Annotated in this window: 20 protein-coding genes; 10 read left to right on the forward strand and 10 right to left on the reverse strand. The window is 65.2% G+C overall.

Features of this window, described 5'->3' with window-relative positions:
* Positions 1 to 85 precede the first annotated feature (85 nt).
* The 10 genes from IV454_RS07070 to IV454_RS07115 all read left to right on the forward strand — a co-directional run bounded on the left by IV454_RS07070 (position 86) and on the right by IV454_RS07115 (position 11,479).
* The gene (locus IV454_RS07070) at positions 86 to 1,270 is read left to right on the forward strand and encodes an isovaleryl-CoA dehydrogenase (protein ID WP_206090883.1); all 1,185 of its coding nucleotides are present in this window, start codon (positions 86 to 88) and stop codon (positions 1,268 to 1,270) included.
* A 159-nt stretch (positions 1,271 to 1,429) separates the two neighbouring features.
* Positions 1,430 to 3,256, forward strand: a complete 1,827-nt coding sequence (aceK, locus tag IV454_RS07075) for a bifunctional isocitrate dehydrogenase kinase/phosphatase (protein ID WP_206090884.1) — start codon at positions 1,430 to 1,432, stop codon at positions 3,254 to 3,256.
* Positions 3,249 to 4,448, forward strand: coding sequence for an acetyl-CoA C-acyltransferase (locus IV454_RS07080; protein WP_206090885.1), 1,200 nt, complete (start codon positions 3,249 to 3,251; stop codon positions 4,446 to 4,448). Before aceK ends, IV454_RS07080 begins: the two co-directional genes overlap by 8 nt.
* Positions 4,449 to 4,616: 168 nt before the next feature.
* The gene (locus tag IV454_RS07085) at positions 4,617 to 5,285 is read left to right on the forward strand and encodes an SDR family oxidoreductase (RefSeq protein WP_206090886.1); all 669 of its coding nucleotides are present in this window, start codon (positions 4,617 to 4,619) and stop codon (positions 5,283 to 5,285) included.
* Between the two features lie 20 nt (positions 5,286 to 5,305).
* Positions 5,306 to 6,433, forward strand: coding sequence for an acyl-CoA dehydrogenase family protein (locus IV454_RS07090; protein ID WP_206090887.1), 1,128 nt, complete (start codon positions 5,306 to 5,308; stop codon positions 6,431 to 6,433).
* Positions 6,434 to 6,435: 2 nt separating this feature from the next.
* Positions 6,436 to 6,990: a GNAT family N-acetyltransferase gene (locus IV454_RS07095; protein WP_206090888.1), complete on the forward strand. Its 555-nt coding sequence runs from the start codon at positions 6,436 to 6,438 to the stop codon at positions 6,988 to 6,990.
* A 44-nt stretch (positions 6,991 to 7,034) separates the two neighbouring features.
* Positions 7,035 to 8,054 carry an MORN repeat-containing protein gene (locus IV454_RS07100; RefSeq protein WP_206090889.1) on the forward strand — a complete coding sequence of 340 codons (1,020 nt, stop codon included), beginning with the start codon at positions 7,035 to 7,037 and terminating at the stop codon, positions 8,052 to 8,054.
* A 686-nt stretch (positions 8,055 to 8,740) separates the two neighbouring features.
* Positions 8,741 to 9,796: an NAD(P)-dependent alcohol dehydrogenase gene (locus tag IV454_RS07105; protein WP_206090890.1), complete on the forward strand. Its 1,056-nt coding sequence runs from the start codon at positions 8,741 to 8,743 to the stop codon at positions 9,794 to 9,796.
* Positions 9,797 to 9,948: 152 nt separating this feature from the next.
* Positions 9,949 to 10,944, forward strand: a complete 996-nt coding sequence (locus tag IV454_RS07110; protein WP_206090891.1) for an MORN repeat-containing protein — start codon at positions 9,949 to 9,951, stop codon at positions 10,942 to 10,944.
* A 13-nt stretch (positions 10,945 to 10,957) separates the two neighbouring features.
* On the forward strand, positions 10,958 to 11,479 hold the full coding sequence (locus tag IV454_RS07115; RefSeq protein ID WP_206090892.1) for an alpha-ketoglutarate-dependent dioxygenase AlkB family protein: 522 nt from the start codon (positions 10,958 to 10,960) through the stop codon (positions 11,477 to 11,479).
* A 5-nt stretch (positions 11,480 to 11,484) separates the two neighbouring features.
* Here IV454_RS07115 and IV454_RS07120 read toward each other — a convergent pair whose 3' ends face one another.
* The 10 genes from IV454_RS07120 to IV454_RS07165 are packed head-to-tail and all read right to left on the reverse strand — an operon-like array spanning position 11,485 to position 20,246.
* Positions 11,485 to 12,039 (reverse strand): type II secretion system protein, encoded by a 555-nt coding sequence (locus IV454_RS07120; protein WP_206090893.1) that lies wholly within the window; start codon positions 12,037 to 12,039, stop codon positions 11,485 to 11,487.
* Complete coding sequence (locus IV454_RS07125; RefSeq protein WP_206090894.1) at positions 12,026 to 12,409, reverse strand: type IV pilin protein; 384 nt, start codon at positions 12,407 to 12,409, stop codon at positions 12,026 to 12,028. Before IV454_RS07125 ends, IV454_RS07120 begins: the two co-directional genes overlap by 14 nt.
* Positions 12,410 to 12,413: 4 nt before the next feature.
* Positions 12,414 to 12,884: a type II secretion system protein gene (locus IV454_RS07130; protein ID WP_206090895.1), complete on the reverse strand. Its 471-nt coding sequence runs from the start codon at positions 12,882 to 12,884 to the stop codon at positions 12,414 to 12,416.
* On the reverse strand, positions 12,881 to 14,866 hold the full coding sequence (locus IV454_RS07135; protein ID WP_229522109.1) for a secretin GspD/PilQ domain-containing protein: 1,986 nt from the start codon (positions 14,864 to 14,866) through the stop codon (positions 12,881 to 12,883). Before IV454_RS07135 ends, IV454_RS07130 begins: the two co-directional genes overlap by 4 nt.
* Positions 14,863 to 15,405: a hypothetical protein gene (locus IV454_RS07140; RefSeq protein WP_206090896.1), complete on the reverse strand. Its 543-nt coding sequence runs from the start codon at positions 15,403 to 15,405 to the stop codon at positions 14,863 to 14,865. The genes IV454_RS07135 and IV454_RS07140 overlap by 4 nt, the downstream gene beginning before the upstream one ends.
* The gene (locus IV454_RS07145) at positions 15,402 to 16,016 is read right to left on the reverse strand and encodes a type 4a pilus biogenesis protein PilO (RefSeq protein WP_206090897.1); all 615 of its coding nucleotides are present in this window, start codon (positions 16,014 to 16,016) and stop codon (positions 15,402 to 15,404) included. The genes IV454_RS07140 and IV454_RS07145 overlap by 4 nt, the downstream gene beginning before the upstream one ends.
* The gene (locus IV454_RS07150) at positions 16,004 to 16,567 is read right to left on the reverse strand and encodes a hypothetical protein (protein ID WP_206090898.1); all 564 of its coding nucleotides are present in this window, start codon (positions 16,565 to 16,567) and stop codon (positions 16,004 to 16,006) included. The genes IV454_RS07145 and IV454_RS07150 overlap by 13 nt, the downstream gene beginning before the upstream one ends.
* 1 nt (position 16,568) lies before the next feature.
* On the reverse strand, positions 16,569 to 17,375 hold the full coding sequence (locus IV454_RS07155; RefSeq protein ID WP_206090899.1) for a hypothetical protein: 807 nt from the start codon (positions 17,373 to 17,375) through the stop codon (positions 16,569 to 16,571).
* Positions 17,362 to 19,059 (reverse strand): GspE/PulE family protein, encoded by a 1,698-nt coding sequence (locus IV454_RS07160; protein ID WP_206090900.1) that lies wholly within the window; start codon positions 19,057 to 19,059, stop codon positions 17,362 to 17,364. Before IV454_RS07160 ends, IV454_RS07155 begins: the two co-directional genes overlap by 14 nt.
* A complete protein-coding gene (locus IV454_RS07165; protein ID WP_206090901.1) occupies positions 19,056 to 20,246 on the reverse strand; it encodes a type II secretion system F family protein in 1,191 nt (396 codons plus the stop codon). The genes IV454_RS07160 and IV454_RS07165 overlap by 4 nt, the downstream gene beginning before the upstream one ends.
* Positions 20,247 to 20,314 lie beyond the last annotated feature (68 nt).

A 20,314-nucleotide genomic window follows, 5' to 3' on the forward strand; every position in this document is an offset into this window, starting at 1 on the left:
AAAGCGCGACTGCTTGACGTTTACGTTAACGTCAAACATGCGTATGATGAAGTCTTCCCATTCCGACCCCCGCGAGGACGACACCATGCTGCATCTTCCAGGCTTGACCTTTGACCATGGCGAAGACATCGCCGCGCTGCGCGAAGCAGTTCAACAATTCGCCGCGGTAGAGATCGCTCCCCGCGCGGCGGAAATCGACCGCAGCGACCAATTCCCGATGGACCTGTGGCGCAAGATGGGCGACCTGGGCGTGCTCGGCATCACCGTCGACGAGCAGTACGGCGGCGCCCAGATGGGCTACCTGGCCCACATCGTGGCGATGGAAGAAATTTCGCGCGCGTCGGCCTCGGTCGGCCTGTCGTACGGCGCCCACTCGAATCTGTGCGTCAACCAGATCAAGCGCAACGGCACCGAAGAACAGAAGATGAAGTACCTGCCCAAGCTCATTTCCGGCGAATACATCGGCGCCCTGGCCATGTCCGAGCCGAACGCGGGATCGGATGTGGTCAGCATGAAGCTGCGCGCCGACTTCAAGGGCGACCGCTGGGTGCTCAACGGCACCAAGATGTGGATCACCAACGGCCCTGACGCCGACGTGCTGGTGGTGTACGCCAAGAACGACCTGGAAGCCGGCCCGCGCGGCATGACGGCTTTCATCATCGAAAAAGGCTACAAGGGTTTCTCGATCGCGCAAAAACTCGACAAGCTGGGCATGCGCGGCTCGCACACGGGCGAACTGGTATTCCAGGATTGCGAAGTGCCGGCCGAAAACGTGCTGGGCGGCCTGGGCAAGGGTGTCAATGTGCTGATGTCGGGCCTCGATTTCGAGCGCACCGTGCTGTCGGGCGGGCCGCTGGGCATCATGGCGGCCTGCATGGATGCGGTGGTGCCGTATGTGCACGAGCGCAAGCAGTTCGGCCAGCCGATCGGCGAATTCCAGCTCATGCAGGGCAAACTGGCCGATATGTACTCGACCATGATGGCGTGCAAGGCGTATGTGTACGCCGTGGGCCAGGCCTGCGACCGCGCCAAGACGCCGGAAGCGATCCGCAACCTGCGCAAGGATGCCGCTGGCGCGATCCTGTACAGCGCCGAAAAGGCCACCTGGATGGCGGGCGAAGCGATCCAGACCCTGGGCGGCAATGGTTATATCAACGAGTATCCGGTCGGACGTCTGTGGCGCGATGCGAAGCTCTACGAAATCGGCGCAGGCACCAGCGAAATCCGCCGCATGCTGATCGGCCGCGAACTGTTTGCAGAGACAAAGTAAGTCTCCTGCCGTTCCGCAGAGTGGATATGCCACTAGGCTAAACACCGTCGTTCCCGCGCAGGCGGGAACGACGGGGTAGCTGGTGGCGGGTGCGGGCACGGCCGTAACGGCGCTACCATATAGAATAGTCTTCCCACCAAAGACTGATCGAGAAGCCAGATGACACAAGTTGCGTTCCCCAAGCTGCTGTCTTCGCAGATTGCTTTCGACATCGCCCGCACCATCCTCGACGGTTTCGACAAGCACTACCGCCTGTTCCGCCAGACCAGCCAGGTCGCCAAGCGCCATTTCGAAACCGGTTCCTGGTCCGTGGCCCAGCAGGCGGCGCGCGAGCGCATCGGTTTCTACGACCAGCGCGTGCAGGAATGCGTGCAAGTGCTCGAAGATGAATACGATAACGGCGAACTGACCGACGAAGTCTGGCGCGAACTCAAGCTGCACTATATCGGCATGCTCTCCGGCCACAAGCAGCCCGAGCTGGCGGAAACCTTCTTCAACTCGGTCTGCTGCAACATCCTGCACCGCACCTATTTCCACAACGATTTCATTTTCGTGCGCCCGGTGGTGTCCACCGAATACATCGAAACCGACGAGCTGCTGCCGACCTACCGCGTGTACTACCCGGCCAAGGATGGCCTGCGCTTCGCGCTCAAGCGCATCGTCACGAATTTCCAGCTCAACTGCAAGTTCGCCAACCTCGACCGCGACATCGGGCTGGTCGAAGGCCGCCTCAAGCAGATTTTCGGCAGCGAAGCGCTGGAGCCGAACCACCAGATCCAGGTGTTGTCGAGCCTGTTTTTCCGCAACAAGGGCGCCTACATCGTCGGCAAGGGTATCAACGGCAACCGCGAATATCCCTTCATCGTGCCGATCCTGCACAACCGCCATGGCGAGCTGATCCTCGACACGGTGCTGTTCGACCATGAACAGATCACCATCCTGTTTTCGTTCACCCGTGCCTACTTCCTGGTGGACATGGAAGTGCCGTCGGCCTATGTGCAGTTCCTGCGCAGCCTGCTGCCGCGCAAGCCGAGAAGTGAAATCTACACCATCCTCGGCCTGCAAAAGCAGGGCAAGACCCTGTTCTACCGCGACTACCTGCAGCACCTGAAACACACCGCCGACCGCTTCGAGATCGCTCCCGGCATCAAGGGCCTGGTGATGCTGGTGTTCGCGCTGCCCTCGTTCCCCTACGTATTCAAGGTCATCAAGGATTTTTTCCCGGCGCCCAAGGAAACCACGCGCGCCCAGATCAAGGAAAAATACCTGCTGGTCAAGAACCACGACCGGGTGGGGCGCATGGCCGATACCCTGGAATACTCAAACGTGGCGTTCCCGCTGGAACGCTTCTCGGAAGAGCTGATCGCCGAGCTGATGCATCACGCACCGTCGCTGGTCGAATACGAAGGCGACCGCATCATCATCCGCCACCTGTACATCGAACGGCGCATGGTGCCGCTGAACATTTTCCTGAACAAGGCGGAAATGGCCGGCGACGATGCCCTGATCGAACACGGCGTGCTCGAATACGGCAACGCCATCAAGGAACTGGTGGCGGCGAACATCTTCCCCGGCGACATGCTGTACAAAAACTTCGGCGTCACCCGCCACGGCCGGGTGGTGTTCTACGATTACGACGAAATCGAATACATCACCGACTGTAATTTCCGCAACATCCCGGAAGCGCGCAACGACGAAGATGAAATGTCGGCCGAGCCGTGGTATTCGATCGGCAAGCACGATGTTTTTCCCGAGCAGTTCGGTGCATTTTTGCTCGGCAACGCAAAAATCCGCCGCTATTTCATGCAGCACCATGCGGATTTGTTGACCAGGGATTTCTGGCAGTCACGCAAGCAGCGCATCATGGACGGCCATATCGAAGACGTATTCCCGTATCCGCAGCAGATCCGGTTCTGCAACCAGTCGTCCGCCGACAACCCGGCGGTCTATACCCCATCTTATTTGGAGAACTTACACAATGAATGATCCAGTCGTTATCGTCGGCGCCGCCCGCACACCCATGGGCGCGTTCCAGGGCGATTTTTCTTCCAAGTCCGCCAGCGACCTGGGCGCCGTGGCGATCGCCGCGGCTGTCGAGCGTTCCGGCGTCGACGCCAAGCTGGTCGAACATGTCTACTTCGGCAACTGCCTGATGGCGGGCCAGGGCCAGGCACCGGCGCGCCAGGCCGCCATCAAGGGCGGCTTGCCATTGTCGGCCGGCGCGGTGACTCTGTCCAAGATGTGCGGCTCGGCCATGCAGGCGACAATTTTTGCGCATGACAGCCTGCTCGCGGGCAGCGCCGACATCATCGTCGCCGGCGGCATGGAATCGATGACCAACGCGCCCTACCTCATTCCCAAGGCGCGCGGCGGCTACCGCATCGGCCACGGCATGATGTTCGACCACATGATGTACGACGGTCTGGAAGACGCCTACTCGCGCAACGAGAAGACCGGCGAAGGCCGTTCCATGGGCACCTTTGCCGAAGAATGCGTGGTCAAGTACTCCTTCACCCGCGAAGCGCAGGATGCGTTTGCGATCGCCTCGGTCAAGCGCGCGCAGGAAGCCAACAACGAAGGCTACTTCAAGTGGGAAATCGCGCCTGTTACCGTTACCACCCGCGCGGGCGACTCCGTGATCGACAAGGATGAAGGCCCGGCCAAGGCCAAGCTGGACAAGATCCCGGCCCTGAAGCCCGCCTTCAAGAAGGACGGCACCATCACCGCCGCCTCGTCGTCATCGATCAACGACGGCGCCGCCGCACTGGTGCTGATGCGCGAATCGAAGGCGCGCGAACTGGGCCTGGCGCCGATCGCCCGCATCGTCGGCCATGCCACGTTTGCGCAGGAACCGAACCTGTTCACCACGGCCCCGATCGGCGCACTGCAAAAGCTGTTCGCCAAGACCGGCTGGAAGCCATCGGACGTGGACCTGTACGAGATCAACGAAGCCTTTGCGGCGGTGCCGATGGCGGCGATGCACGAACTCGACATCCCGCACGAGAAGGTCAACATCCACGGCGGCGCCTGCGCGCTGGGCCACCCGATCGGCGCCTCCGGCGCGCGCATCATCGTCACCCTGCTCGGCGCCCTGAAGAAAACCGGCGGCAAGCGCGGCGTGGCCTCGCTGTGCATCGGCGGCGGCGAAGCGACGGCCATGGCGTTCGAGATGATGTAATCCGACCATCCGTCGTTCCCGCCTCTCCAGGAGCCGTCGTTCCCGCGCAGGCGGGAACCCATGGCATCTCTGAGCACAGGTGTTATGGATCCCCGCCTGCGCGGGAATGACGGAGCTTACTTAGGCGGTCAATTGTAAAAAACCACGCTACTCACCACACGAGACTCAATGCCAACAGCACTGATCATCGGCGCCTCGCGCGGCATTGGCCGCGAACTGGTGCGCCAGTACCTGGCGGACGGCTGGCGCGTGATCGCCACCGCCCGCAAGAGCGACGACTGCGCCGCCCTCGGCGCCATGGGCGTGCATCCGTACCAGCTCGACGTCACCAGCGCCGACTCCATCGCCGCCTTGGGCTGGAACCTGGACGGCGAACTGCTCGACGCCGCCTTCCTCAACGCCGGCGTGTACGGCCCGCGCCACGACGGTTTTCCCACCCAGGCCGACTTCGATTCGGTCATGCACACCAATGTGCTGGCGGCCTTGCGTCTGCTGCCCGTGATCGCGCCGATGGTGGCCGAGGCACGCGGCAAGCTGGCCGTGATCTCCTCGCGCATGGCATCGATGGACGCGCGCAGCAGCGCGTCCGGCACCCTGTACCGCGCCAGCAAGGCGGCCCTGAACTCGGTGCTGGTCGATACCAGCATCAAATTCGGCCCCAAGGGCGCGACCTGCGTGGCTTTCCACCCCGGCTGGGTCCAGACCGAGATGGGCGGCCCGAGCGCCGACATCACGGTCGAACAAAGCGCGGCCGGCCTGCGCGCCACCCTGGCCGGCATCGACGCCGCGGCCAACGGCGCCTTCCTCAATTACGACGGCACGCCAATTCCCTGGTAAGCCCAACTTAAACGACACCTATGATACTGACCGAAGAACACCAGATGATCCGCGACGCCCTGCGCAGCTTTTCGCAGGAACGCCTCGCGCCCAATGCCGCGCGCTGGGACAAGGAGCACTACTTTCCCAAGGACGAACTGAAGGAGCTGGCCGCGCTGGGCGCCTTCGGCGTGGCGGTGCCCGAAGAACTGGGCGGCGCCGGCCTCGATTACGTGTCGCTGGCGCTGGTGCTCGAAGAAATCGCCGCCGGCGACGGCGGCACCTCGACCATCATTTCGGTCAACAACTGCCCGGTGTGCAGCATCGCCATGATGTATGCGAACGACGCGCAAAAAGAGCAGTGGCTGCGCCCCCTCGCGCAAGGCAAGATGCTGGGCGCGTTCGCCCTGACCGAGCCGCATACCGGCAGCGACGCCTCCGCGCTGCGCACCACCGCCACGCGCGAGGGCGACGACTACGTCTTGAACGGCACCAAGCAGTTCATCACCAGCGGCAAATACGCCGACGTGGCGATCGTCATGGCGGTCACCGACAAGGCGGCCGGCAAGAAGGGCATCAGCGCCTTCTGGGTGCCGACGGCGACGCCGGGCTACATCGTGGCCGGCCTGGAACAGAAGATGGGCCAGCACTCGTCGGACACTGCGCAGATCCTGTTCGAGAATTGCCGCATCCCGGCCGCCAACCTGATTGGCGAAGAAGGCCAGGGCTACAAGATCGCCCTGTCCGGTCTCGAGGGCGGGCGCATCGGCATCGCGTCGCAGGCGGTCGGCATGGCGCGCGCCGCGTTCGAAGCGGCCCTGGTGTATGCGCGCGAGCGCGAAAGCTTCGGCAAGCCCATTTTCGAGCACCAGTCGGTGCAGTTCAAGCTGTCAGAGATGGCCACCCAGATCGAGGCCGCGCGCCAGCTGATCCGCCACGCCGCGTCGATGAAGGATGCCGGCCTGCCCTGCCTGAAGGAAGCCGCGATGGCCAAGCTGTTCGCCTCCGAAATGGCGGAACGGGTTTGCTCGGACGCGATCCAGGTGCACGGCGGCTACGGCTACGTGAGCGACTTCCCGGTCGAGCGCATCTACCGCGACGTGCGCGTGTGCCAGATCTACGAAGGCACCAGCGACATCCAGAAAATCCTGATCGCGCGGGCGCTGTAAGCATGGCGGGCGAAGCGATCATCCGGGCGGCGGCCAGCGAGGACCTGGACGCCTTTTTCGCCTACCTGAACGACCACCTGCGCGACAACGGCAGCGGCGCTACGGCGCTGTTCATGCCGATGGCGCGCACCGCCTCGCGCTTCGGGCCCGAACGCGAAAGCGCCTTTCGCAGCGCCACCACGACCGCCCTCGGGCAGCCCGGTTGGCGGCGACTGTGGCTGGCGGTCGATGCGCAAGGCGGCATCGCCGGCCACGTCGACCTGCGTGCGCGGCCTGAAGGCGCCTCCACGCACCGCGCGCTGCTCGGCATGGGTGTACACCGCGATGCCCGCAAACAGGGCCTGGGGGCCCGTCTGATCGACGTGGCGGCCGCCTGGGCCGGCGGCGAGGCGGAACTCGACTGGATCGACCTGGAAGTCCTGTCGGTGAACGTGCCGGCGCGCCAGCTGTACGCGCGCTGCGGTTTCGTGCAGACCGGCGAAATCGCCGACATGTTCCGCATCGACGGCGAGGCGCTGGCCTACACTTTTATGTCGCGCAAGGTGGGCAAGCTCTGATACGCTTGGTGGTTCGAACCCATTGCTTGCAACGAAAGAACCACATGCCGATTTCCCCTCGCGCGTCCACCCGCGTCCTGATGCTTCCCTTGCTCCTGTCCCTGCTGCTGCCCCTGGCGGTGCGCAGCGAGGAAGCCTGCAAACTGGCCCTGCCCGACGCGGCGCCCGGCGACGACATGCGCTGGCAGGGGCCATGCAAGGACGGCTATGCGCATGGCATGGGCGTGATCGAAAAACGCACCAGCGACGTCAACACCTGGCGCTACGAAGGCATGGTCGAAGCCGGCCGGCCGCATGGCAAAGGGTACCTGATGTACTACCCGGGCCATGAATACGGGGGCGAGTTCCGCGATGGCCTGCGCGACGGCACCGGCACCTCGGTCAACCAGGTCGGCGACCGCTACAAGGGCCAATGGAAAGCCGGCAAGCGCGAAGGCAAGGGCGCAATCGTGTACACCCTGGGCGGAAGCTACGACGGCGAATGGAAGAACGACCGGCCGAACGGCAATGGCGTGGCGCTGTACTCGAGCGGGCGGCGGGTCGGCGCGGTGGCGGTCAGCCAGCCGGCCGACGGCGATCAGGACAAGGTGAGCGCAGCGGCCAAGGCGCCGCCCGAGCCGTCCAGGGAACACGATCTCAAGGCGGAAGGGCCGCGCCTGGGCACGCACATTGCGCACAAGGTGGTCACAGGAGGCCAAGTGCCGTTCAAGGCCTCGTACGAACAACTGAGCGAGCAGGAACGGGCCATCGTGCGCGGCTGGTATCCCTTGCTCGACCCGGCGGACGAACCGCCGTACCCGCTGCTCGGCAACGGCAACGTGCTTGGCGCGATCCAGAAGATCAATGCGCACGACCCGGCCTTCGGCCTCTTGAGCATGGTGGTCATGATCGACAGCGAGGGCAAGGCCCAATCGGTCAATGTGTACGTGACGCCGGATGCCAAACTGTCGGAAATGGCGGGTTTTGTCGCCATGAACGAGAAATACAAACCGGCACGCTGCTCGGGCAAGCCTTGCGCGATGGCCTTCCCGTACACCATGGTCTTTAACCGCAGCTGGTTCTAAGCGGGCAGCACGACGACGCCAGCCGGATCATATCGCTGGCGCGACGTGGAACCATGTGTCGGCACGGCGCCCGAACTCATCATCCAGGGTAGCTGCTCCCCTTTTTCCGATGATAGAGCCCGACATGCCCTCGCTGCTCCGCCACATCCCGATGTTCGCCCTGGCGCTTCCCATGCTCGCCAGCGCGGCGGAAAACATGCAAGCTCGGCTACCCGTCAGTCGACAACATCAAGATCCTGTGGCAGGGTCCATGCAAGGATGGCTATGCTCACGGCAAGGGCATCATCGAGGCGCGCGGGGATGGCGACCGCTACAACGGCGAGTCGAAGGACTTCAAGCGAAACGGCAAGGGGTCCATGGTCTATACCCTGGGCGGCCGCTACGACGGCGAAACCCGCGCGCTGCTCGGGCAAGCCCTGCGCCATGGCCTTCCCTTACGCGATGAAATTCACCCTGGACTGACCGGTCAGCGCATGCCCCGTTGCGCGGCCCGCTTGCGTCGCCGCGGTGTCCGCCCAACCGGCGCCACCTACAAGCTGCCACGGACGCGGGGTACGGCAGCGTACGGACGCACGCCTGCGACACTGTTATGGTTTTTCCGGAGCTCATTCTCGCGCGCCGCGGTTCGATGCCGCGCTCGCTCCCGGGAAGACGCCATCGAAGTAACACTCGCCTGGAGGCCAGCTATGCGTACCATGAAAGCAGCAGTGTTTATCCGCCCCGGTCACATCGTGCTTGAAGACAAGCCGATTCCGGCCGCGGGACCGGGCGAAGCGGTCATCCGGATCACCACCACCACGATTTGCGGCACCGATGTCCACATCCTGAAGGGCGAATTCCCGGTGCAGCCCGGCCGCACCATCGGTCACGAGCCGGTCGGCGTGATTGCCGAACTGGGCGCCGGCGTGACTGGATACGTGCTTGGCCAGCGCGTCATCGTCGGTGCGATCACGCCCTGTGGACAATGTCATCCCTGCCTCGACGGCCACCAGGCCCAGTGCGGCGGCAAGGCTGCCGGCGGATGGCGATTCGGCAACACGATCGATGGTTGCCAGGCCGAGTATCTGCTGGTACCCCATGCCATGTCCAATCTGGAACCCATTCCGGATGGACTGACCGATGAGCAGGTGCTGATGTGCCCCGACATCATGAGTACCGGTTTCGGCGGCGCCGAAAGGGGCGGCATCAGGATCGGCGACACCGTGGTGATCTTTGCCCAGGGTCCGATCGGCCTGTGCGCGACGGCCGGTGCGAAGCTCAGGGGTGCCAGCCTGATCATCGCGGTCGATGGGGTGGCGGGGCGGCTCGAGACGGCCCGAAAGCTCGGCGCCGATGTCACCATCGATTACACCACCACCGATCCACTGACCGAGATCATGCGCCTGACCGGGGGACGCGGCGTGGATGTGGCCATCGAAGCGCTGGGAACGCAGCAAACGTTTGAAAGTTGCCTGCGTGCGCTCAAGCCGGGCGGCACGCTCTCCAGCCTGGGCGTCTACTCCGGAAAACTGAGCTTGCCGCTCGACGCCTTTGCGGCCGGATTGGGCGATCACAGGATCATCACCACCTTATGCCCGGGCGGCAAGGAACGCATGCGCCGGTTGATGAACGTGGTCGCTTCAGGGCGGGTGGATCTGCAGCCGATGGTCACGCACCGCTTCAAGCTCGACCAGATCGAGCTGGCCTATGACTTGTTCATGCATCAGCGCGATGGCGTCTTGAAGGTGGCGATCACGCCGTGATTGCCGGCGGTACGTCATGAGAAGCTGGAAACACCCGGCCTGAGGCCCTTGCCACGACGTGAGCTGGGCGCCGGCCGGGCCGGACCGGCGCTATGCGGAACCATTTGTCGGCATATCACTCGAACAGGTATTCCTCGATAAAGGAGCCTGCCATGGCCTCGCTGCCCCGCTTGAACCCGTTTCTCCTCCTGCCCTTGCTCACCCTCGCATTGCTGCTTTCGCCGCCAACCCGAGCCGACGATGGGTGCGCCCTTGCCTTGCGCGGCATCGAAACAGGCGCCGACCTGCGCTGGCGCGGTCCCTGCAAAGAGGGATACGCGCATGGCGAAGGCGTCATCGAAAAGCATGGCGACGAAGGCAGGCCCTGGCGCTATGCGGGCATGGTGGAGCAAGGCCGGCCTCACGGCAAAGGCACCCTCGCAAGCTATCCGGGTAAGGAATACACGGGCGGGTTTCGCGATGGACTGGAGGAAGGGCAGGGCGTGTCCGTTAACCTGCAGGGCGACCGATACGAAGGTGAGTGGAAAGCCGGCAAGCGCGAAGGCCAGGGATCGATCGTCTATGCGCTGGGCGGCCGCTACGATGGAGAGTGGAAGAACGATCAGATCACCGGTCGGGGCGTGGCGGTATTGGTCGACGGGCGCCGCGTGGGAGGCACTGTTATCCCGCGCGTAACACCGGATGTGCCCGCGCCCACGTCGTCCAGGACGCTGTATCTGAGGGCGGACGAGCCCAGGACCGGCTCACATATCCTGCACCGCATCGTTGCGGGCCGCGGGCAACCGTACGGCGCATCCTGGGAGCAGTTGAGCGAGGAACAGCGGCACGCTTTCCGCAGCCGGTACGCCCTGCTCGACGACAACGACGAGCCGCCTTATCCGCTTGGCGGCATCGGCGGTGCGCTGCGCGCGATTCACCATGTGACGAACGCGGAAGGCGAGGCGGTGCCGGGCCTGCTCAGCATGATCGTCATGGTCGACAGCGAAGGCAATGCGCAATCGGCCAGGACAGTCATGACACCGACCCTGGAACTGTCGAGGCTGGTGGCGGAAGTCGCCATGAAAAGAAAATACAAACCGGCACGCTGTTCGGGTAAGCCGTGTACCATGGCATTTCCTTACCTGATGGAGTTTGCCCACGTGCGGTAGACGATACGCTCCCGTGCAGACACCCCCGATTCGCCTTCGTCCCGCTTTCATCGGCGAGCCCGATGCGCTGTTCGCCACGCTGATGAGCACGGTCACATGGGACGAGCGCATGAAGGCGCGCAAGACGGCCAGTTTCGGCGCCAGCTACGACTACTCGCAGATCGCGTACGAGGAGGCGCCCATGCCGGCGCTGCTCGACGCGCTGTGCGCACGTCTTGAAGGGGAACTCGGCTTCCGGCCCAACAATTGCCTGCTGAACTACTACCCCGACGGCAAGTCGTCGATGGGTTTCCATTCCGATGACACCGATGGCCTCAGCGACGGCACCGGCGTGGCCATCATCTCGCTCGGCAGCGTGCGCGCGATTGCCTACCGCAACAAACTGGACGCGGCGCTGCGGGTCGACTATCCGTTGCCGAACGGTTCGCTGCTGTACATGTCGGGGCAGGTGCAGCAGGAATGGGTGCACGCGATTCCAAAAGACCCGCATGCCGGCGAACGCATCAGCCTGACCTTTCGCTCGATCCGCCGCTAGGCATGTCAGCGCGGCGCGCCCGGCCTGGGCAAGACGCCGATCCGGAGCGCGCCGCCATTCTTGCCGTCCTCCCCCTCCTGGGGCGCGACGAACATATCGTGCGGGTAAACGAACACCCAGTCCGCATAGCGGCTCTTGTTGCGCAAGCCGCTGTCGTGATCGTCGAAATTGTCGACCTTCATGGGCGCACGCTGCGACAGCGAATGCACGCCCACGATGCGGCCTTCGACCTTGACCAGGCCCCAGTCGGCCTTGCCGGTGATGGGGTCGGCGTACAGGCGCCGCAGGTGGCGCTTGGCGTTCGGGAAGCGCGGGTCCTTGATCAGGTCCTGCAGGGTCAATGGATACATCTGCGGCCCGGGCGCGGCGCTGTCGTGATAGCGCGCGATGGCGGCGCGGAATTCGTGGCCGATGAACAGCAGCTCGCGCTCCTTGTCGCGCCGCACCGAGGTCGAATACAGCTCGCTGGCGATGCTGCTGCCGATCCCCATGAAAGCGACCAGCAGCAGGGTCCAGATGTAGGCGAACCCGCCGCGATGTGCGCGCTTACAGCTGCTCATACGGCACGCCCTCGCGCGTCTTGCCGCGCGCGCCGCTGCGGATGTCGGCCACACCCGGCTTGTCCGGATCGATGGAGGCCACCGGCTGCCACGTCACGCTCGATTCGGTGACCGGGTCGACCGGCACAGCCCGAAAATACTTGTACGTCACCAGATCGCTCAGCGAGGCCGGATACACGCCCTTGTCGCCGTAAAATTTGTCGATCCCCAGGCGCAGCACATGCAGGTTTTCCTTGAGCGCGACTTCCTTCGACTTGTCCACCGAGCCGAAATAGCGCGGCACGGCAATCGTCAGCAAGGTCGCGATGATGGCCATCACCACCAGCAGTTCGACCAGGGTAAAACCCTTGTGTTCTCTTCTCATGTTCATCTCCTCACCACAGCTTGTGCGGCACGCCGTTCAATCCCACCGCCGCCGAGCGCGAGCTGACGTCGAACACGTCCTCGCCCTCGCTCGGATTATCCGGCGGCGAGGCGTACGAGCGCTTGGCCCAGGTATCGGCGGCGCGCGCCTCGTCCTGGGATGCGAACGGATCGCGCGGCAGGCGCCGCAGAAAATAGATGTTCTTCTTGGCGGGATTGAGCTGGTCGGGCACGCCCTCGACCAGTTCCTCCAGCTTTTTCGGATAGCCCGAGTCGCCCACCGCGGTCTTGATGCGGCCAAGATCGGCCGCCTTCTTGTACGCTTCAAGCCCTTCGCGGATCTCGATCAGCGCGCTGCGCAGGCTGCGCTCCTTTTCGCGCTGCACCGCCACCTGCGCCATCGGCACCGCCACCGTCGCCAGGGTTCCCATGATCGCCAGAGTGATAATCAGCTCGACGAAGGTGAAACCGCGCGCCTTCACTGGATCACCTTGCGCGGCGCATCGGCGCCCGGCGGCTTGCCGGTGCCGGTCCCGATGCCGGCCGGACTATCGCCGGCGGGCGGCGGCGGCGCCGGCTCCTCGCCGCCGGTCATGGACGATGGCGCCGCCGGCGGCTGCACCGGCGGCGAAGGGTCGGGCGCCTGGGCTCCCGGCTGGGCGGGTGCGGCGGGCGATCCGCCGCCGGGGCCCGGACCGCGCCCGCCCACATTCGATTCGGTGCCCGAGTCGAACTGCGCGGTCATCAGGTCGGGCCGGCGCAGGCTGCGCAGGATGCGCGGCGTGATCGACAACACGATCTCGCTGCGCGAGGTGTCATCCTTCTGGCTGCCGAACAGGCGCTTGAGCACCGGCAGCTCGCCCATGCCCGGCAGCTTGTCGGCGCTGCGCCGGTCCTCGTCGTTGATCAGGCCCGCCAGCACCTGGGTTTCGCCATCCTTCAGGCGCAGCACCGTGCCGGCGCTGCGGGTGCCGATCTGGTAAGCCTGCGTGCCCGATTTGCTGATCACTTCCTTGACCACGTTGCTCACTTCCAGATTGACCTTGATCGCCACCTCGTCGTCCAGGTAGACGTTCGGCTCGACGTCGAGCTTGAGGCCCACGTCGACATAATTGACGCTGTCGGAACTGACGCCATTGTTGGTGGTGACGGTAATGACCGGCACGCGGTCGCCGATCAGCACCTTGGCCTTTTCCTTGTTGCGCACGCGGATGCGCGGATTGGCCAGCAGATTGCTGTCGGTATCGACCTGGTTGGCGTTGATGCTGGCGCTGCCGATGGCGACGTTGATGCGGCCGCGGTTGATCCCGCCAAGGCTGGCCACGGTCAAAGGCGCGAGGCTGTCGCCGCCGCTGGCCAGGCTCAGGGTGGCCTTGTCGGGCCAGCGCACGCCCAGTTCCATCAGGCGCGTGCGTTTCACTTCCAGCACCTCGACTTCGAGCATCACTTCCGGATCGGCCATGTCCTGCATGGCGATGATGCGTTCGGCCATGCGGATCATCTCCGGCGTGTCGCGCATCATGATGATGCCGAGGCGGTCGTCGGTGACGATGTCCTTGGCCTTGAGCAGGGTCTTGATCGAAAACGAGACGGTCTTCACGTCGGCATTGGCCAGGTAAAAACTGCGCACCACCAGCTGCTGGTAATCCTTCACCTTTTGCGCGGTGTTCGGGTAGATCGTGATGGCGCGTTCGCCGGTCACGGTTTGTTCGAGCTGGTTGGCCGAGAGTAGCATGCGGATCGCTTCTTCCAGGCTGGTATTGCGCACCGAGATGGTGGTGCGGATGGCCGGGTCGACATCGCGGTCGAACACGAAGTTCAGGCCCGAGACCTTGCCCAGGAAGTCGAACACCGAACGCACCGGCGCGTCGCGGAACTCCAGGGTCACCGGTTTGCGGTAGGCGGCCGCCAGCTTGCCGCCGCCCGCGCCCTTCTTGGCCTGCTCGTCGGCGATGCGGCTCCTCAAAGCCAGCGCGTCGCGCTGGTTGGGGCGTTCCTGCAGCACCACGCGCAGGGCGTCGAGCGCCTGGGCCTGGTCGGCCTCGCCGGCGCGCCGCCACGATGCCTCGGCGCCGGCCACCATCTCCTTGTGGCGCTGTTCCATCGCGATCGCCTGCATGCCCTGCTGCGCGACCGCGTTGGCGGGATCGATCGCCAGCACCCGGGCCGACATCTTTTCGGCCTCGCTGAAATTGCCCTGCTGGCGCAGCTGCTCGGCGCGGGCGTTGAAGGCATTGACGATGCTGGCCTTGCGGCTTAACAGGCCAATCCGGTATTCGGCGTTGCCGGGCTCCTGGCGCGTGGCCTCTTCCAGCTTGGCCAGGCCCTGCTCGATCTGTCCCTGTTCGAGCAGGGCCTTGCCTTCCTTGAAGGTCTGCGGACCGGCGCAGGCGCTCAGCGCCACGGCCAAGGCCAGCATGCGAAGCGGTGTACGCGCCAGCTTGTGTGTCAGTGTGTGATTCAATTCATCTCCCCTACTGCGAGTGTTTGTTTCTTATGGAGCGGCAGATACGTGAACGTCAAGGTGTCGTCGCCGGCACTGTCGAAGGTGTAGCTCTCGTCGATCTTGTCGCCCACATAGGCCACCACGTTGCGTTCCTCGACCTGCAGGAAGTAGGCCTGCCTGCCATCGTCGAGGAAGCGTCCGAGCAGGCGGATCGGCAGTTGCGGCGCGCCGCCCGCGTGGCCGGATGCGGTGGCCTGCACCGGCTTGGTGACGCTGCTGTCGGCCGGCTTGACCGGGGCGGGGTCATTCTGCCCGGCCACCTGCCCCTGCCAGCTCTGGCGCGCAAAGGCGTTGCCCAGTTCCTCGTCCTGCGCGCGCGGGCGGATTTCCAGCAGCGGCGCCTCAGGCTCGGCCAGCGGCGCCTGCACCACCACGGCCGCTGCCGGCACGATGCTGCGGGCCTGGGCCGGCGCGATCATGTCGGTATCGTCATCGGGCGCGAAATAGCAGGCCAGCAGGGTCGCGCCCAGCGCCACCGCCATCGTCATCTTTTTCATCGGCGTCCTCCTTTTGCCACTGCCGTCCTGACCAGCAGGTTGAAATGCACGCGCGCCTCGACCTCGCCGGTGTCGATCTGCTCGCGCTTGAATGTCACGGAATCCAAGGTCAGGGCCGGCATGTCATGCAGGGCGCCGACGATGAACGCCTGTACCTTCGCGTAGTCGGCCTTGATCGGCAAGGTGATCTGGTAGCGCATGAACGCGGCGCCATCCTCGGTCTGTGCCTTGTAGTCGGCCTTGGCCAGCACCACGCCGTTTTTGACGGCGACATCGACCAGCTGCTTGAGCAGGTCGGGAATCGTGTCGTGCGCGGGCAGGTAGGCGTAGAAGGCCGCCACGCGGCGCGCGCCGTCCGGCAGCGCTACCCGCTGCTGCGCCGGTTTGGCCGTGCGCGCGGCCGTGATTTGCTGCACCAGCTCGTGCTGGCGCGCCTGCAGGCGGGTCGACTGCCATGCGCACAGGGCGGCGGCCGCCAGCGCGCAGGCCCCAAGCGCGGCGCCCCAGCCCAAGCGTGCGCCGTGGCGCCGCGCTTCCCAGCCGGCACGCGCGGCCAGCATCGACGGCGCGCCCGCCTGCTGTCCGTTGCTGGCGATTTTCAGTCCTGCCATTGCGCCTCCAGTTGAAAACGGTACGGCCGGTTGGGCGCCGCGCCGTTCAATTCATGCTTGACCAGGTACACGGAGGTGAACAGGGTCTGCTCGTTGAGGTAGGCGACGTAGTTCGTCATGTCGCCCGCGGTTTCGGCTTCGGCCGCGATTTTCAGGCCGCCGGCGGCGCTGCTGCTGGCCCCCCCCTGATGCGCACCGGCTTCCGGCTTGCTGTTCAGATCCATGCCGAGCAGCGCGACGTGAATGTCGGCCGGTGCCTGCACGGCTTTGACAAGGCGCGTGACCGGCAAATTAAGCTGGCGCACGGCGTCGCCGATGATGGCCAGCTGGCGGTCCTGGGCGCGCTGGTCGGCTTCCGACAGGCGCGCGCGCGGCGCCTCGCGCGGCTGCACCAGCGCCAGCTGCGCTTCGAGCGCGCCGGCGCGGCGCGCCTGCAGCACCCAGTCGACGCCGGCCGCGCCCAGCGCCAGCAGGCCGGCGGCCAGCAAGGCCAGGCGCCAGCCCTTGGGCGCTTGCGCGCCGCGCACGAAATTGAGTTGGGTCAGCGCCATCTCAGCACCTCATCATCGCCACGGCGGCATAGCCGGGCGCCGGCGCCGCCGGCAGCTTGACCATGTCGAAGTAATCGGGCAGCGCGTGCAGCGCCGGGCGTTCGTCGAGGCTGACCAGCGCCACCTGGGCGATTTCGCCCAGTTCCGGCGCGCGCAGGGTCCAGCGCTGCCAGGCTTGCGGCAGTTCGCTTTCCCACGGGCCGCGCAGGGCTTGCGCCTGCACCGCGTGGATGCGGCCATTGGCGGCGGCGGCCAGCACCAGGCGGCCCGGTTCGACCAGCGCGAACGCTTGCGGGTGGTTCGATGCGATCGCGCGCCAGGTGATCGACAGCACCGATTCGATCGCCATGCACGGATGGCCGCATTCGCGCGCCACGTCCTGCAAGCCTTGCAGGAAGTCGCGCTCGATGGCGCAGGCCAGGCGCGGCTGGCCGTAAGGCGCGTCGTCGCACACGATAGCCCAGGTGCGCGCGGCGTCGCCGTAGATGCCGATGAACTGGGCTTGCTGGAAGCGCTCGGCGGAGCCCTGGTGCAGCAGCGCGTCGCTCCAGGGGATCATGGCCAGCTGGCACCAGCGCGTGGTCAAGGCCACCGACACCGGCACGCCTTTCAGGGTTACCCCGGCGGTGCGCAGGTAGGCGCCGAAAGCGGCCAGCGCGCCATCCCATTTGCCGTCGGTCCGGTCGAGGGGAATCCGTACTTCGCTGTGGGCGACGATGCGCTTGCCGCTGCGAACCACGGCGGTGAGCAGGTCGGGCGCCAGGGATACGCACACGGTGCGGCTGGAGAAGAGTTCAGTAAGTGACACGGTTTAGCTCCATCAATGTAGTTTCACCCTGGCGCACCAGGTCCAGCGCCGCTTCGCGCACCAGGCGGATGCCGGCGCGCGCGGCTTCTTCCTTCATGCGGCTGACCGGCGCGCGCGTGGTGATCATTTCGCGCATGGCGTCGTTGAGCATCAGCACTTCGGCCACCGCCTTGCGGCCCTTGTAGCCGGTGCCGCGGCAATGGCCGCAGCCCGCACCGGCCTTGAAGCGCCAGCCGGCCACCTGGGCGCTCGTCAACCCGCTGTCGCGCAATTCGTCCGGGTCGGGCGGCACTTCCACCGCGCAGTGTTCGCAATTGAGACGCAGCAGGCGCTGCGCCACGATGCCGTTCAGGGCCGCGGCGAAGCTGTAGGCGTCCACGCCCATGTGCAGGAAGCGCCCGACCACGTCGAACACGTTATTCGCGTGCAGGGTGGTAAATACCAGGTGGCCGGTGAGCGCGGCCTGCACGGCGATCTGCGCGGTTTCGTCGTCGCGGATTTCGCCGATCATGATCTTGTCCGGGTCGTGCCGCAAAATCGAGCGCAGGCCGCGCGCGAAGGTCAATCCCTTCTTTTCGTTGACGGGGATTTGCAGCACGCGCGGCAGCCGGTATTCGACCGGGTCTTCGATGGTGACGATCTTGTCGCGCCCCGTGTTGATCTCGGTGATGGCCGCGTACAGGGTGGTGGTCTTGCCCGAGCCGGTCGGCCCGGTCACCAGCAGCATGCCGTGCGGCTTGGCCGCCAGGCGCCGGATCAGCACAATCGCGTCGGCGTTCAGGCCCAGGCTTTCCAGGCGCAGCGACTGGGCCGCCTCGGTCAGGGCGCGCCGGTCCAGCAGGCGCAGCACCGCATCCTCGCCGAAGATATTCGGCATGATCGAGACGCGGAAATCGATCTCGGCGCCCTTCACGCGCACCTTGAAGCGGCCATCCTGCGGAATGCGGCGCTCGGCGATGTCCAGGTCGGCCATGACCTTGATGCGCGAGATGATCTGCTCGGCCATCTGCAAGCCCTGCACCTGGCCTGCCTGCACCAGCACCCCGTCGACCCGGTATTTGATAATCAGCTTGTCGCCATCGCATTCGAGGTGGATGTCGCTGGCCTGGAACTTGAGCGCATCGTAGATGGTGGAGTTGACCAGCTTGACCACCGGGCTGCTGTCTTCGCTGATGCGCACCAGCGAGATATCTTCGATGCTCTGGTCAAGGCTCTCGACCTGGTCGGCGTCGCCGGCCATGCCGGCCATGGCTTGCTGCACGTTCTCCTGCTGCGCCAGATAGGCACTCAGTTCGTCCGGATGCGTCAGCGCCACGGAAAATCCGCCGTGCAGGGCGCAATCGGCCCACTGCAGGGTGTCGTCGGCGAAGGGGTCGCCCAGCACCAGCACGGGGACGCCGGCGGGGCCCTCCATCAGCACGCACTCGCGCTGGGCGCAGTCGGTGTAGGGCATCAAGCCGAAGGCCGGCATGCCTGCCTGCAGCGCGACGATGGTCCACAGCGGATAGGAAAACAGCGCGGCCAGTTGGGCGATGAACACTTCCGGTTCAAGCCCGGTCGTCTCTTCGAGCACGACGAGCAGCGGCCGGCCCTGGGCCAGCGCGGCCAGGCGCGCCTGCTGCACCAGCGCGGCCGTGAGCGGCGCGCCCAGCGCCGGCTTGTGGGGAAAATCAGGGGCGTTCATGACAGGCTCCCGGCAAGTTCAAAGATGGGCATGTACATCAGCACCACCACGCCGCCAATGACCACGCCGATGAAGGTCATCAGCAAGGGTTCGAGCAGGCGCGAGGTCCAGTCGACCCAGCGCGCGAATTCTTCATCGTGAAAGCGCGCCGAGCGTTCCAGCATGTCGCCCAGGCGGCCCGTGTTTTCGCCCACTTTCAGGAGCGACTGCGCCACCGGCGTGGCCAGCTGGTTCTGTTCCAGCGCGCTGGAAAACGGCAAGCCTTCCTGCACCGCGCGGCGCGCCGCATCGAGCTGCTGCTGCTGGCCCGGGAGCAGCATGGCGGACACCATCGCCAGCCCTTTCGACAAGGGAATACCCGCATGCAGCAGCAGGCTCAGCGCCCGGTAAAAGCGCGCCAGCCGGAATTCGGCCGCGCGCGAAGACAGCACCGGCAGGCGCAGCAGCGCGAGGATGAGGCGCTGGCGGATCGCGGCGTTGCTGAGGGCGAACACCAAGCCGCCCACCAGCGCGCCCAGGGCGCCGAGAAGCAGGAAAGGATGGGCCGACATGAGCTGGCCGAAGCCGAGCATCATTTTCGAGGCCCAGGGGATGTCGCGCCCCGAGCTTTCGTACACCACGCTGAACTTGGGCACCACGTAGCCGAGCAGGAACAGGGTGACCAGGCTGCCGACCACCAGCAGCATGACCGGATAGATGGCGGCCGACACCAGCTTCTTGCGGATCGCCTCGAACTGCAGCTGGTAGGCGACAAAACGGCCGAGGGCTTCGGGCAGGTTGCCGGAGCGCTCGGCCGCGTGGACTGTAGCGACGTAGATTTCGGGGAAGATGGCGGGAAAGTCGTTCAAGGTATCCGACAAGCTCTTGCCCTGTTGTAGGGTTTGCAAGATGGCGCCGATGGTGGCGCGCGTGCCGGGCTGGGTTTCCTTGTTGTGCAAGGTGGCGATGGCTTCGGTGAGGTTGAGCCCCGCTTCGAGCAGCGCCAAGAGTTCCTGGCTGAACTGCATCAGGGGAAAAGCGTGCTTGCGGCGCGGTTCGGCCGGCGCCTGCGGGCGCTCGATCGCGAGGACGCGCCAGCCCTTGCGCGCGGCGATGCGGATGGCATCGGCTTCGCTGGGGGCATCGATGGCGATATGCTGGCGGCTGCCTGCTGTGGCAGCGGCCTGGACCTGGAGTTGAAACTGCATGGTTGACCCTTTTTACTGATTGACTCCTTGCTTCGCATTCGGCCTGGTTATCCAGGTGACATCTCGGC

Source organism: Massilia antarctica, from assembly GCF_015689335.1.
GTDB lineage: Bacteria > Pseudomonadota > Gammaproteobacteria > Burkholderiales > Burkholderiaceae_D > Telluria_A > Telluria_A antarctica.

Excerpts from the sequence above, each read along its gene's own strand:
- IV454_RS07110 (WP_206090891.1), top strand. The coding sequence starts at position 9,949 with ATGGCCTCGCTGCCCCGCTTGAACCCGTTTCTCCTCCTGCCCTTGCTC.
- IV454_RS07160 (WP_206090900.1), bottom strand. The coding sequence starts at position 19,059 with ATGAACGCCCCTGATTTTCCCCACAAGCCGGCGCTGGGCGCGCCGCTC.
- IV454_RS07150 (WP_206090898.1), bottom strand. The coding sequence starts at position 16,567 with ATGGCGCTGACCCAACTCAATTTCGTGCGCGGCGCGCAAGCGCCCAAG.
- IV454_RS07080 (WP_206090885.1), top strand. The coding sequence starts at position 3,249 with ATGAATGATCCAGTCGTTATCGTCGGCGCCGCCCGCACACCCATGGGC.
- IV454_RS07125 (WP_206090894.1), bottom strand. The coding sequence starts at position 12,409 with ATGAACATGAGAAGAGAACACAAGGGTTTTACCCTGGTCGAACTGCTG.
- IV454_RS07105 (WP_206090890.1), top strand. The coding sequence starts at position 8,741 with ATGCGTACCATGAAAGCAGCAGTGTTTATCCGCCCCGGTCACATCGTG.
- IV454_RS07085 (WP_206090886.1), top strand. The coding sequence starts at position 4,617 with ATGCCAACAGCACTGATCATCGGCGCCTCGCGCGGCATTGGCCGCGAA.
- IV454_RS07120 (WP_206090893.1), bottom strand. The coding sequence starts at position 12,039 with ATGAGCAGCTGTAAGCGCGCACATCGCGGCGGGTTCGCCTACATCTGG.
- IV454_RS07095 (WP_206090888.1), top strand. The coding sequence starts at position 6,436 with ATGGCGGGCGAAGCGATCATCCGGGCGGCGGCCAGCGAGGACCTGGAC.
- IV454_RS07070 (WP_206090883.1), top strand. The coding sequence starts at position 86 with ATGCTGCATCTTCCAGGCTTGACCTTTGACCATGGCGAAGACATCGCC.
- IV454_RS07100 (WP_206090889.1), top strand. The coding sequence starts at position 7,035 with ATGCCGATTTCCCCTCGCGCGTCCACCCGCGTCCTGATGCTTCCCTTG.
- IV454_RS07090 (WP_206090887.1), top strand. The coding sequence starts at position 5,306 with ATGATACTGACCGAAGAACACCAGATGATCCGCGACGCCCTGCGCAGC.
- IV454_RS07140 (WP_206090896.1), bottom strand. The coding sequence starts at position 15,405 with ATGAAAAAGATGACGATGGCGGTGGCGCTGGGCGCGACCCTGCTGGCC.
- IV454_RS07145 (WP_206090897.1), bottom strand. The coding sequence starts at position 16,016 with ATGGCAGGACTGAAAATCGCCAGCAACGGACAGCAGGCGGGCGCGCCG.
- IV454_RS07165 (WP_206090901.1), bottom strand. The coding sequence starts at position 20,246 with ATGCAGTTTCAACTCCAGGTCCAGGCCGCTGCCACAGCAGGCAGCCGC.
- aceK (WP_206090884.1), top strand. The coding sequence starts at position 1,430 with ATGACACAAGTTGCGTTCCCCAAGCTGCTGTCTTCGCAGATTGCTTTC.